General features: G+C 48.9%; 13 protein-coding genes and 1 riboswitch. Of the genes, 7 read left to right on the top strand and 6 right to left on the bottom strand.

Annotation, left to right across the window (positions count from 1 at the left end):
• Window position 1 precedes the first annotated feature (1 nt).
• Window positions 2-724 (top strand): dihydromonapterin reductase, encoded by a 723-nt coding sequence (gene folM / locus RYZ59_RS08525; RefSeq protein ID WP_318046104.1) that lies wholly within the window; start codon window positions 2-4, stop codon window positions 722-724.
• Here folM and RYZ59_RS08520 read toward each other — a convergent pair.
• The gene (locus tag RYZ59_RS08520; protein WP_318046103.1) at window positions 721-1,056 is read right to left on the bottom strand and encodes a GlpM family protein; all 336 of its coding nucleotides are present in this window, start codon (window positions 1,054-1,056) and stop codon (window positions 721-723) included. The genes folM and RYZ59_RS08520 overlap by 4 nt on opposite strands.
• 126 nt (window positions 1,057-1,182) lie before the next feature.
• Here RYZ59_RS08520 and rstA point away from each other — a divergent pair, with 126 nt between their 5' ends.
• Window positions 1,183-1,917, top strand: coding sequence for a two-component system response regulator RstA (gene rstA / locus RYZ59_RS08515; protein WP_318046101.1), 735 nt, complete (start codon window positions 1,183-1,185; stop codon window positions 1,915-1,917).
• Between the two features lie 84 nt (window positions 1,918-2,001).
• Here the strand turns inward: rstA and RYZ59_RS08510 are convergent, their stop codons facing one another.
• Together RYZ59_RS08510 and RYZ59_RS08505 are read right to left on the bottom strand one after the other, a co-directional pair.
• Entirely contained in the window at window positions 2,002-3,030 is a 1,029-nt protein-coding gene (locus tag RYZ59_RS08510; RefSeq protein ID WP_318046099.1) for a HoxN/HupN/NixA family nickel/cobalt transporter, read from the bottom strand.
• 121 nt (window positions 3,031-3,151) lie between these two features.
• Window positions 3,152-3,982, bottom strand: coding sequence for an aminoglycoside phosphotransferase family protein (locus RYZ59_RS08505; protein WP_411961645.1), 831 nt, complete (start codon window positions 3,980-3,982; stop codon window positions 3,152-3,154).
• 76 nt (window positions 3,983-4,058) lie between these two features.
• Window positions 4,059-4,120: riboswitch (Fluoride riboswitch) on the top strand.
• An 87-nt stretch (window positions 4,121-4,207) separates the two neighbouring features.
• Between RYZ59_RS08505 and RYZ59_RS08500 the strand changes: the two genes are divergently transcribed.
• Window positions 4,208-5,500: a voltage-gated chloride channel family protein gene (locus RYZ59_RS08500; protein ID WP_318046096.1), complete on the top strand. Its 1,293-nt coding sequence runs from the start codon at window positions 4,208-4,210 to the stop codon at window positions 5,498-5,500.
• Window positions 5,501-5,670: 170 nt separating this feature from the next.
• On the opposite strand, the gene RYZ59_RS08495 is transcribed toward RYZ59_RS08500, so the two are convergent.
• Both RYZ59_RS08495 and RYZ59_RS08490 read right to left on the bottom strand, forming a co-directional pair.
• On the bottom strand, window positions 5,671-5,916 hold the full coding sequence (locus RYZ59_RS08495) for a hypothetical protein (protein ID WP_271440554.1): 246 nt from the start codon (window positions 5,914-5,916) through the stop codon (window positions 5,671-5,673).
• 10 nt (window positions 5,917-5,926) lie between these two features.
• Entirely contained in the window at window positions 5,927-6,406 is a 480-nt protein-coding gene (locus RYZ59_RS08490) for an outer membrane beta-barrel protein (RefSeq protein WP_318046093.1), read from the bottom strand.
• A gap of 258 nt (window positions 6,407-6,664) precedes the next feature.
• Here RYZ59_RS08490 and RYZ59_RS08485 point away from each other — a divergent pair, with 258 nt between their 5' ends.
• The 4 genes from RYZ59_RS08485 (at window position 6,665) to tus (ending at window position 11,754) form a co-directional block, all read left to right on the top strand.
• Window positions 6,665-7,456, top strand: a complete 792-nt coding sequence (locus tag RYZ59_RS08485; protein WP_318046091.1) for a PhzF family phenazine biosynthesis protein — start codon at window positions 6,665-6,667, stop codon at window positions 7,454-7,456.
• Window positions 7,457-8,336: 880 nt separating this feature from the next.
• Window positions 8,337-9,293 (top strand): phosphoethanolamine transferase, encoded by a 957-nt coding sequence (locus RYZ59_RS08480; RefSeq protein WP_318046189.1) that lies wholly within the window; start codon window positions 8,337-8,339, stop codon window positions 9,291-9,293.
• Window positions 9,294-9,449: 156 nt separating this feature from the next.
• Window positions 9,450-10,751: a two-component system sensor histidine kinase RstB gene (rstB, locus tag RYZ59_RS08475; protein WP_318046089.1), complete on the top strand. Its 1,302-nt coding sequence runs from the start codon at window positions 9,450-9,452 to the stop codon at window positions 10,749-10,751.
• A gap of 73 nt (window positions 10,752-10,824) precedes the next feature.
• Entirely contained in the window at window positions 10,825-11,754 is a 930-nt protein-coding gene (gene tus, locus RYZ59_RS08470) for a DNA replication terminus site-binding protein (RefSeq protein WP_137381255.1), read from the top strand.
• Here the strand turns inward: tus and fumC are convergent.
• Window positions 11,751-13,154: a class II fumarate hydratase gene (gene fumC / locus RYZ59_RS08465; protein WP_318046086.1), complete on the bottom strand. Its 1,404-nt coding sequence runs from the start codon at window positions 13,152-13,154 to the stop codon at window positions 11,751-11,753. The genes tus and fumC overlap by 4 nt on opposite strands.
• Between the last annotated feature and the right edge of the window lie 78 nt (window positions 13,155-13,232).

Genomic DNA, 13,232 nt, shown 5'->3' with positions numbered 1-13,232 from the left:
GATGGGTAAAAAGCCCGCTTTGCCAATACTTATCACCGGAGGGGGCCGTCGCATCGGTCTCGCCATCGCGTGGCATTTTCTGAATCAAAAGCAGCCGGTGATCGTCAGCTACCGGACACACTACCCGGCGATTGATGGCCTGCAAGAGGCGGGTGCACAGTGTATTCAGGCTGACTTCGCGACCGACGAAGGTGTCCTCGCTTTTGCCAATGAAGTGAAAGCCCGTACCGAAGGTTTACGCGCTATTGTGCATAATGCCAGCGCCTGGGTTGCCGAAAAACCGGGGCTGCCGCTTTCTGAGGTGCTGACCAGCATGATGCAGATCCACGTGAATACCCCTTACCTGCTTAATCACGCGCTGGAAGGCCTGCTGCGCGGACATGGGCATGCGGCCAGCGATATTATCCATTTTACTGATTACGTCGTCGAACGCGGCAGCGACAAGCATATTGCGTATGCTGCCAGTAAAGCGGCTCTGGATAATATGACCCGCTCATTCGCCCGCAAACTGGCCCCGGAAGTGAAAGTTAACGCAATCGCCCCCTCGCTAATCCTGTTTAACGAGGGTGACGATGCAGAATATCGTCAGCAGGCACTGAATAAATCGTTGATGAAAACAGCGCCCGGTGAAAAAGAAGTCATTGATTTAATAGACTACCTGTTTACCAGCTGCTTTGTTACCGGCCGCAGTTTTGCCGTTGATGGTGGTCGTCACCTGCGCTAGTGCAGTTTTATCCAACAAAAGATCTGCAACCACGCGCTCAGGCTCCAGCAAACTACCGAGCCAATGAGCGCGACGGGTAAACGCATAAAACCGGTGAAATACCACAGTGAAATGAGGTAGACAAAATAGGGAATAATCGACCACATGCTGAATACGATGGTTGTACGTAATGCCTCTATTCCCCGCTCACTGGCCACAATATAGTGAGCTATCAGCGCAAAGGTTGGGAACAGTGGAATTAACCCCGCAATATAGTAATTCTTTGTTTTAGCCAGTAAACCAATCAGCACCACTACCAGCGCACCCAGCGCCGCTTTTACTACGAGCCCCATCGTTTTGCCTTAACACATCAATAACATCAGCCTCTAGCATAGCGGAAGCGTTCTCGTTTAGAAAAGATTAATGGAAGGAAAAACGATGGCGGTGTATGTTGGCGTTTTATATTCAAAATGAATGATATGAACACCATCGTATTTGTTGAAGATGATCCCGAAGTAGGTTCGCTGATTGCGGCCTATCTGGCCCGGCATGATATTGAGGTTATCGTTGAACCTCGTGGTGATATGGCCGAAGAGAAAATCCTGCAAGTGCAACCCGATCTGGTTTTGTTAGATATTATGCTTCCAGGTAAAGACGGTATGACTATTTGCCGTGATTTACGTGGGCGCTGGCAAGGTCCAATTGTCCTGCTGACTTCGCTGGACAGTGACATGAACCATATTCTGGCCCTCGAAATGGGTGCCTGCGACTATATCCTGAAAACCACACCACCGGCGGTGCTGCTGGCTCGCCTGCGCCTGCATTTACGCCAAAACGAACATTCAGCCCAGGCTAAAGGGATTCAGGCTGCCACCATCACCCCGCACACCACACTGCGTTTTGGCGCACTGACCATTGACCCAACCAATCGGTCTGTGCTGCTCGGCGGTGAACAGGTCGCCCTCTCTACGGCGGATTTTGAGTTACTTTGGGAACTGGCAACCCATGCCGGGCAGATTATGGATCGCGATGCCTTGCTGAAAAACCTGCGCGGCGTAAGTTACGACGGTATGGACCGCAGTGTCGATGTCGCAATCTCCCGACTACGCAAAAAACTGCTCGATAACGCGACTGAACCCTATCGAATCAAAACGGTACGCAACAAAGGTTATCTGTTCGCTCCGCATGCCTGGGACGACGAGTCTCAGAAATAGCCCACCGAATGAACCACATAACCAATCGTGTGGACGCCATCAACGTGACAGTGTCACGTTGAGTTGCATATCGATTTTTCTACCTCAACTGAACGTCAGACCGTCATATTTTTTCCAGCGGTAGTTCAATGCGGAAATAATCCAACAGGCAATAAAGACACCAATAATGGCAAACCCGACGTTGCCCATGTGGTCACTTAAGTTACTGACCGTGTCCCACAGCCCGCCCTGTAGCGAAAACGCATCAGACAGCAGGCTCAATCCCTCCAGTCCGCCGATAAACAGCGCCACAATCACTGAGGTTCCGGTAATGGTCATATTGTAATACAGCTTACGTTGTGGCTTATTGAATGCCCAACCGTAAGCCTCAACCATCAGAATACTGTCGAGACAATCAATCAGCGCCATACCGCAGGTAAACAGCGCCGGGAAGACTAAAATGGACCAGACAGACATCCCGTTGGAGGCGCTTGAAGCCGATATGCCCAACAACGAGATTTCAGTCGCGGTGTCAAAGCCCAGGCCAAATAAGAAACCAACAAAATACATGTGCCAGTCTTTCCCAACCAACCTGAAGGCTGAGCGGAATAGCCAACTCAGCGGACCTGAAACCGTGACATCTTCGGTGGAGAGATCATAAATACCGGTGCGTTTCAGATGACGGAACGCTTTCCAGACCTGGCAGAAAATGATGAGGTTGATGGTAGCCAAAATCAGCAGAAATGCGGCAGAAACGGTGGTGCCGATAATGCCGCCAATATTCTGAAACCATACCATATGCTGCTTAAACACGCTGGTGGTCAGAGCAATACCCATACTTGCCAGCACGACGATGGTGGAGTGTCCCAGAGAAAACCATGCGCCCGTCGTCAATGCGCGTTTGTTTTGCTGCATGAGCTTTCGCGTCGCACTATCTATGGCCGCAATATGATCGGCATCGACTGCATGACGCAAACCATAACACCACGCGATCAGGCTCAGTGCCAGAAGTGACGTATTATGCCTAAACGCGGTGAATGCCCAGAGCCAGGCGACTATGTTTGCTCCGATGAGAAAAACCACCAGCAATATGAGGTTTGGCCGTTTTTTTATTAATGAAAACAACGAAGTCATTATTTCCGGCCCACTCGTTTTGTAATAAACAACACAACATCACCGCCGTTCACTGATAGATTAATAAAACGTTTATCAGCCTAATGATAACGTTTAAGAATTACCAGCCCAGTGTCTTAGATCAAAGTTGCCTGCTCTCTTCGTCCAGTTCAGCAATCGCTAGCTCCGCGACACGCAAGGTTATCGCCGCATTTTCCCCATCCTCCAGAAACCATGCAGAAGATAAACCACACCATGCGGCTATCCACATCAGCAGTCGCTGTCGTTCAATCCCGGTTATCTCAGCGACAAGTTGCACGCGTTGCTTAAAAATATTTGGGTCTGTCGCGATAGCAACGCCGGGATCGGCAAGGTCAGGATTCGTGAATATATTGGCGTAATCAAACCCTCGCTCACCCAATAGCCCCTTGGGATCAATTGCCAGCCAGCCTGCCGGGCCAAAATCGAGGACATTGCCGTGGTGTAAGTCACCATGCAATACGACCTCATCCTGAGGTGAAGAGAACAACTCGTTTGCAATCTCTGCACAGCGCGTCATGACTCCACCATAGATTTTCGCCGCAGGAGCAAGATGGCGAAACCAGTGCCGCAGCGGCGTTAATACCGGTGTCGACGCATTGGCTGGTCGATGGAGTTGTCGGGCGGTATTGCAAAGAATACGGCATGCCCGCGCATCCTCCCCCGTTCGGGACATCGCGGATAACGAATCCGCTCCTGTTGCGCGGACTAGCAGGGTCGCGCCATGATCATGAGCTATCACTTGCGCGGCACCGCTGCCATTCCACCACACCATAAGCTCGCCGCCAGTACGCTCATTTTCATCATCGGTGAGCTTAAGCATGGCTTTCCGCCCCTCCTTGATTGTGGTAACGGGTAATAGCGCTGATGTTCGCGTCATAACCGGATTGCCGTCAGGAATGAGCGCCCATTGGCGAAGCCAGGTTTGAAACATGCATTTTTCCACTGTGTTCCCTCATGTTAGCCAGGCGTCTACGCTCTTTTGCTGAATCGATTCTTGTATTAATATAGCGCACACAGGGGATGGCATTCCCCCTTGAACCGCCATGTGGCTAATGATGCCTGCTTTATATTCCCGGACCGGGAAGAGGCAGGTGTACGTATTTTTAGCCATGCTGCGCTGTGTGTCCGGGATGAAAATTCATCTGAGGATGCGTCAATGCGCTCAAATCACTTTCTGCTCAATAATTCAATAACTGCTCTCGGGCAATGGCTTGCCCTGGCTTTGCTCATCGCCATACTAACCGGCACAGCTTCTGCATTATTCCTGTTTTCTCTTGATTGGGCCACCACGACCCGAGTCAACCACCATTGGCTTATCTGGCTACTTCCTGTCGCCGGTTTCATTGTAGGATGGATTTATCTGTTGTACGGAAGCGCCGTTGAGGGTGGCAATAACCTCGTTCTTGATGAAATCCACCATCCTCACAGCATCATCCGCCTTCGCATGGCGCCGCTGGTCTTTATCAGCACCGTGATTTCTCATCTGTTTGGTGCCTCAGTCGGGCGTGAAGGAACGGCAGTACAAATGGGAGCATCCATCGCCGATCAGTTTACGCGTCTGTTTAGACTGACACCTGACTCCCGGCGTCTTGTTCTGATGGCGGGCATCAGTGCGGGGTTTTCATCCGTATTTGGCACCCCGCTGGCCGGTGCAATCTTTGGTCTTGAGGTTCTGGCGGTTGGCCGCATGAATTACAATGCGCTTATTCCCTGTATTTTTGCGGCTATCGTCGCCGATCAGACTGGTTTGTTGTGGGGTGTGAAGCATACACATTACGTCATCTCCCAGGTCCCTGATTTCTCCGCATGGACACTGATTGCCGTTATTATCGCCGGTTGCTGCTTTGGTTTTACCGCGCGGGTCTTCGCTAACCTCACGCATACCATGGGTAGCATAATGAAGCGAACCTTTCGCTACGCACCGCTTAGGCCATTCATTGGGGGACTTGTCGTGGCCGTCGCGGTGTACTTTTTAGCGGCAGATCGCTATATCGGCCTCGGCATTCCAGCGATCGTGGATGCTTTCCAGCAACCGCTGGCCCCCTGGGATTTTCTGGGCAAACTGATATTTACCGCGGTCTCACTGGGCACAGGTTTTAAAGGAGGGGAAGTCACCCCGCTTTTCTATATTGGGGCCACACTGGGTAATGCTCTTGCGCCACTACTGCATTTACCCGTCAGTTTCCTTGCGGGTATGGGGTTTGTCGCTGTCTTTGCCGGGGCCGCAAATACGCCTGTCGCTTCTACACTGATGGCCATTGAGTTATTTGGGTCAGAAACGGGAATTTATGCCGCACTGGCCTGCGCGGTTGCCTGGCTGATATCTGGTTATACCGGTATTTATCGTTCTCAGCGTGTTGCCTGCCCGAAACACGGTTTTGTCCCGGAGAACATTAAACTGGCGGATATACCGCATTTCCTCGCGGCAAATACCCGCAAACAGGATTAAATCATTTGGCTATAAAAATGGGGGTTGCCCAATAAGGCGCAGGCTTTGTCGTTATCTCTCAGTCGACAAAGCCGCGCCCACAAATAATGCCAACGTCACCCCACCTGCCGTGAACCGTTGGCATTATAATTAATCATCGTTTTCATAACCCAATTGCTTTCCTAACTTCCCTACCTTTTCTTTTTATGTTTATTGTTTCCCATGCCTTCTCTGAAAGCATCAGCCTGGGTTTCCGCTGCACGCTCGGTCGCGTAGTTAGCATTCACCGAACGCCAGTATTCTTTTTCCTCATGGTAGCAAGTATCACGACTTACGCCTGTTGCTACGCATCTGTCTACTCGTTGTTGTTCAGTCACGCAGCCGGATAACAAGGATATAGCGGAGGTGAATAAAACCGTCATCATTAACTTTTTCAAAATAGATACCTTAGAATTTCCAGCCCGCGCCCAGAACCACACTATTAGCTTGTGAACCAAAGATCTTAGAACCTTCATAGCCCGCATCGATAGTGAAACCTGCAATGGGGGTTAACTGAATACCCGCTCCATATGCAAAGCCAGTAGATGTATCTGTATCACCATCAGCCTTTATTGCTCCCCTTGCGATACCCGCCAATACGTAAGGTTTGAGGACATCGTTTATGCGATAACTTGCCCCCACCAGAGCAGAACCATATCCACGGTCAATATCGTTTTCATTGTCAGCGGAAATAGTGAGCGAGGAGATGACACCCAAATCACTTTCATCGGGCGTGTATCCATACTTCGCATTAAAACCACTAAGGCTTTTTCCTGCTGTTTTGGTATGAACATAACCGCCGGTAATCACATTTTCACCTGCCAGAACAGATGCAGACAATGCCAATACCACAATGAACAAACCACTGTTGAAATTTAACAATCCCATTACCATTCCTATCATCAATAAGTAACAAATCAGAATAATCAACTGAATTTATAATCACATCGCAAAAGTATATTAGGGCAATTTTCCAGCATTCAGAATTATCAAGAAGTAGTATTTCAAATGAAATTTTACATTAAATAAAAATCATAGCGGGTAGCGAAATAGAAAATAATTCAGGTAGATAAAGAATTCTAAATACCGGATTAACATGGTGTGCTAGAGTGCGATTTCCGCCAGAACTGATGAGAGGTTTACGCTATGCAGCAAATTGATTTTTTTATGATAGATGCTTTTACCACTACCACGTTTGGCGGAAACGCTGCCGCAGTATGCCCGCTCACAGAATGGTTACCTGATGAAACACTATTAAAAATGTCAAAGCAGCATAACCAGTCGGAAACTGCTTTTTTCGTCCCGACACAGAAAGGTTTTGAATTGCGCTGGTTTACGACTCAGGGCGAAATCAACCTTTGTGGCCATGCCACACTTGCTGCGGCACATGTCATCTTTGAACACCTTAATTACTCGAACACCATCATTCATTTTGAAACCCGATTTGTCGGCGCACTGACGGTGAGCCGTAACGGCACATGGCTGACACTTGATTTTCCTGCATGGGAAACTGAATCTATTATCCCGCCGGCATTACTACTGCAAACGTTAGGTATCACGGAATACAAAGAAGTACGCATGGCGCGTGATTATATGGTCGTGTTGGAGAATCAGCAGCAAGTTGAAGCGGTTAAACCGGACATTAATGCCATGATCCCTCTTGGGAAAATGGTTTGCATAACCGCGCCAGGTGAAGGCGAATACGATTTTGTCAGCCGTTTCTTCTGCCCTGGAGAGGCGGTGGCTGAAGACCCGGTCACCGGCTCAGCGCACACGATGCTCATCCCTTACTGGGCCAGGCAGCTAAACAAAATGCAGATGCTGGCACACCAGGGATTCGCACGCGGCGGAGAATTACGCTGCCAGCTCGTGGGCGACCGTGTGTATATAGGCGGACAGGCAACGACCTATCTGCAAGGCAAAGTGTTTTTGCGTTAACACATGATTAAGTTGTGTGAGAATAATGCTCGCTTAAGTGCTATGTCGTAACTCAATGCACCATTTACCATTTGTTATCGTCAAGGGATGAATCTCCACCGGTAATCTGCGTTGAGTATTGTCCTTTATGATTACAATTTGGTTCATTTTTAGAGCGGCAATGACAAGCTGATGTATGCAGAAAACCACCTATCGCGAGGAATACATCTAAATATTGGGGGGTGATTGTTTATCATTATCTGGATAAAATCACCAACACCCTAAGAACCTGTTTCAAAACCATCATAGATCATGCTAAAAAAAATACAAAAAACATATATCAAGCGTATGTCTACTTATTCCACTTTTTATATTGTCAAAATTTACCTTAAGGGCCACGGGTGATTCACATCCAGAATTGTTCAACGTAATAATATTATTACTGCTAACAAGTTTTACGTTGGGATCAAAAAAATCATATTATATAATTGTATTTCCAGTATCGATTATAGTTGCGCTATACGCTCCTATTGGCTTTACATATGGTTTCCCATCATATCAATACGTGGCTTCATTATTTGCAACTGATACTCAGGAAAGCCTTGAGTTTCTAACTCTAATACCATACAAGTCCTATACTTATGCAGTTTTGATTCCTTTTCTTTTTTATGGCCTATACCTTCTGTCATGTAAATTAAGAATAAGGCCCATTAAAAACAGAACTTATGTCATGCTTGTAGCGATATTTCTAACCATCTCATCTGGCGCCCTTGTTTTTATCAAGGAAACGGGAGGTTCCATTAATGACTTTAAATCTGATCAGGCGGAATTATCAAAATATGTAAACAATAATGACTGACGGGAACTCCATCAGACAGGTAAAACAAAATATGATGATTATATCCTTGTTATCGGAGAAAGTGCCCGGAGGGACTATTTTCACATATATGGTTATCCTATAGATAATACACCATTTCTGGATAGTGTGAATGGCGTCATCGTAAATGGCCTGACATCCGGAGGAACCTACACCATAGGTTCCTTACGTATGATGCTAACACAAGGTGACCCTGACACCTGGCAACCACACTACAACATGAATATCATGGGAATGGTTAACAAGGCTGGCATTGAGTCTTACTGGCTATCAAATCAGGGGCAGTTCGGAGAGTGGGACTCTCCCGTATCCTCCATTGCAAAGAATGCCGGGTACTCCTACTTTACTAAATTCCAGGGATACAATGAGTCTAACCTTCAGGACTCAGTGCTGTTAAGAAAATTAAAGGACATTTTATCAAAGGATACAAATAGGAAAAGATTCATAGTTTTACATACTATGGGTTCACATCCAGACGTTTGTGACAGAATAAAAGACATGGATATTCAGTACAAATCCCGCTCAAAAATAAATAATTATATAGCTTGTTATATTTCTAGCATCAGGCAAACAGATGATTTTCTAAAAAATGTTTATAATATATTGAAAACTAACAATGGGAAGCGTTCTTTCAGCATAATTTATTTTTCTGATCACGGTTTAGTTCATCGTGAAATAAATGGCGAAATTAAACTTAACAATAATTATGCCAGCAGATATCATCATGACATCCCACTGATAAAAATATCATCTGATGATATCAAGCGGACAACAGTGACATCCCAAAAATCTGGCCTGATGTTCGTTAATGGCCTAGCTGACTGGATGGGCATTGAAGGCAATTCAATTAGCTCATATAACTTGTTTGATGGTGTACCCAATACACAGGACTACGGGCTAAGCAAACAGGCGTACAAAGTTGACGATCCTGCAATAGATATCACTGCCGATCTAACAAGCAGACCTGGAGAGATACGGTAGATGCCTATACCGACAATACCGTGTAATCTGCCAGGATAAGTGCGTTGATGGTGGTCGGATTGATATTCCCCCGTGCGTCAGTGGATGCAGTGATACCGTCCACCTGCTTCGGAGGCAACTGCACATTAGCTAACCTATTGAGTGTTCGGTGATTTCATGAAAAAGCTGTTTGTGCAGTTTTATCTCTTGTTGTTTGTCTGTTTTCTGGTGATGACCCTGCTGGTTGGCCTGGTGTACAAATTCACCGCTGAACGTGCGGGCAGACAGTCGCTCGACGATTTGATGAAAAGCTCGCTGTATCTGATGCGCAGCGAATTACGCGAAATCCCACCGCGTGACTGGGGGAAAACCCTGAAAGAGATGGATTTAAATCTGTCTTTTGATCTTCGCGTAGAACCGTTGAATAAATACCATCTGGATGCTCCCACTATGCAACGCTTACGGGAAGGCGATATCGTTGCACTCGACGATCAGTACACCTTTATTCAACGAATCCCGCGCAGCCACTATGTTCTTGCCGTCGGCCCGGTACCTTATCTCTATTTCCTGCACCAGATGCGCTTGCTGGACGTCGCGCTGATGGCCTTCATTGCTATTTCATTGGCCTTCCCTGTGCTGATCTGGATGCGCCCACACTGGCAAGAGATGCTCAGACTGGAGGCCGCTGCGCAGCGTTTTGGTGAAGGGCATCTTAATGAGCGGTTGCACTTTGACAGCGGCTCAAGCTTTGAGCGTCTGGGCGTGGCGTTTAACCAAATGGCAGACAATATCAATGCCCTGATTGCTAGTAAAAAACAGCTGATTGACGGCATTGCCCATGAGCTTCGCACGCCGCTGGTGCGATTGCGTTACCGCCTGGAGATGAGCGATAACCTTACCGAGCAGGAATCGCAGGCGCTAAACCGCGATATTGGTCAACTGGAAGCGTTAATTGAAGAATTGCTCACCTATGCGCGTCTGGATCGGCCGCAAAATGAGCTAAAACTCAGTGTTCCGGACCTGCCCGTGTGGCTAACAACCCATCTGGAAGATGTACAAAGCGTCAATCCTGATCGTGCGGTACGCCTGCGCCATCTTCAGATCGGAGACTACGGCGCACTGGATATGCGTTTGATGGAGCGTGTGCTGGATAATTTGTTAAACAACGCTCTGCGTTACTGCCAGTCCACGGTTCAAGCCAGCCTGCAACTCAATGGCAGTCAGGCAACGCTGATCGTCGAAGATGATGGACCTGGCATCGCACCAGCTGCGCGCGAGCAAATTTTTGAACCGTTTGTACGTCTGGACCCCAGCCGTGACCGGGCGACAGGTGGCTGCGGACTCGGCCTCGCCATCGTCCACTCCATCGCCCTGGCTATGGGCGGTACGGTGGTCTGTGATGAAAGTGAACTGGGTGGCGCCCGCTTCTCCTTCAGTTGGCCTGTCTGGCATAACATACCTGAATTTTCAGCTGCCTGACCTACCGTGCTCGGTAGTCAGGCTGAGCGTCTTGTGTTATAAAAAAGTATGTTGTAACTAAAATGGTAAACCTATGGCTCGCTACGATCTCGTTGAACGCTTAAACGGAACCTTTCGCCAGATGGAACAAGAACTGGCACACCTCACCGGACAATTGCAACAGCAGACGCTGCTGATTGCTCGCGTGTTCTCTTTGCCGGAAGTGGTGAAAGAGGCAGAACACGCGCCACTGGAAACCATCGACGTTAAACAGCACCTGGGTAAAGAGGCGGAAAGCCTGGCACTACGCCACTATCGCCACCTGTTTATTCAACAGCAGTCCGAGAATCGCAGTAGCAAAGCGGCTGTCCGCCTGCCGGGGGTACTCTGCTATCAGGTGGATACCGCCACTCAAGTCGTGCTGGAAGAGCAAATACAACGTATTAATCAGCTTAAAACCACCTTTGAGCGCATTGTCACCGTCGAGTCTGGTCTGCCATCAGCCGCGCGTTTTGAATGGGTGCACCGCCACCTACCGGGGCTGATTACGTTGAACGCGTATCGGACGCTAACGGTTGTCAGAGAACCGGCTACCCTGCGATTTGGCTGGGCCAACAAGCACATTATTAAGAACCTGACGCGTGATGAGGTGCTGCAACAACTGGAAAAGAGCCTGACATCACCGCGCAGCGTGCATCCGTGGACACGCGAAGAGTGGCAGGCCAGGCTTGAGCGCGAATACCAGGACATCGCTGCCCTGCCACAACAGGCAAAATTAAAAATCAAACGCCCGGTCAAAGTACAGCCCATCGCCCGTGTCTGGTACAAAGGGCAGCAAAAACAGGTGCAATATGCCTGCCCGACGCCATTAATTGCGCTAATAAATAACGAAAATGGCATGACGGTGCCGGATATCGGAGGATTACTGAACTACGATGCTGACAATGTTCAGCATCGTTTTAAACCTCAAGCGCAACCGTTAAGACTGATTATCCCACGGTTGCACCTGTATGTAGCGGATTAACGACCCGGTCGCATGCTACCGACCATCAGTTCCGGGCGGACCCAACTGTCGAATTCGGCCTCGGTTAAATATCCCAGCGCCAGGGCTGACGCTTTTAAGGTCAGTCCTTCTTTATGCGCCTTTTTAGCAATCTCAGCCGCTTTATCGTAGCCAATATGGGTGTTTAGCGCGGTTACCAGCATCAGTGACTCGTTGAGCAACTGATCAATGCGTTCACGATTTGGCTCGATCCCTGTCGCACAGTGCTCGTTGAAGCTTTCCATACCATCAGCTAACAGGCGAACCGATTGCAGGAAGTTATGGATAACCATCGGGCGGTAGACGTTCAGTTCAAAATTCCCTGACGCCCCGCCGATATTAACGGCAACATCGTTACCCATGACCTGACAGCACAGCATAGTCAGGGCTTCACATTGTGTCGGGTTGACCTTGCCCGGCATGATGGAACTGCCCGGTTCATTTTCAGGAATAGAAATTTCGCCAATGCCGCAGCGCGGACCGGATGCCAGCCAGCGTACATCATTGGCGATTTTCATCAACGATGCGGCCAGGCCTTTGAGCGCACCGTGGGCATGTACCAGTGCATCACAGGTGGCTAGCGCTTCGAATTTATTCGGCGCGGTGACAAAAGGTGCAGAGGTCAACGCCGCCAGTTCATCCGCAACCCGCTCGGCATATTCCGGGTGGGTGTTCAGCCCGGTCCCTACTGCCGTACCGCCCAACGCCAGTTCAGCAACGTGCGGCAGACTATGTTCGATATGCTTCAGGTTATGTTCCAGCATTGCCACCCAGCCGGAGATTTCCTGGCCCAGCGTCAGTGGCGTCGCATCCTGTAAATGGGTTCTGCCGATTTTGACAATGTCGGCGAAGGCATGCGATTTTTCACGTAATGTGGTGGTCAGCACCTTCAGCTGTGGGATCAGATGTTCACGCAGAGCCAACAGCGCGGCGACATGCATTGCCGTGGGAAAAACATCATTTGAACTTTGGCTTTTATTGACGTCATCGTTCGGATGTATTTTTCGCTCCATCCCCCGCACGCCGCCCAACAATTCGCTGGCCCGGTTTGCCAGCACCTCATTCATATTCATATTGCTTTGCGTGCCGGAGCCGGTCTGCCAGATAGCCAGCGGAAACTCATCACGATGTTTGTCTGCCAGCACCTCGTCTGCAGCCTGCATGATGGCGGAGGCTTTCTCCGCAGCCAGCAACCCCAAATCCTGGTTAACCTTCGCAGCGGCCCGCTTAGTCAGCGCCAGCGCGTGGATCAGCGAGACCGGCATTTTCTCTGTTGAAATGCGAAAATGCTCCAGCGATCGTTGAGTTTGCGCGCCCCAGAGTTTATCGGCCGGAACATCGATCGCACCCATTGAATCATTCTCGCGGCGTACCGTTACCATTACCTGCTCCTTATATTAACAATTGATTAGGTTATGTTTCGACATTGCCCACTTGCATTGGTCTTATGAGTATTAACG

This window comes from Citrobacter sp. HN-141, from assembly GCF_033341895.1.
In the GTDB taxonomy this organism is placed as follows: domain Bacteria; phylum Pseudomonadota; class Gammaproteobacteria; order Enterobacterales; family Enterobacteriaceae; genus Citrobacter.
Note: the sequence above shows the minus strand (reverse complement) of the source record. Positions and strands in the feature narration are given on the sequence as shown.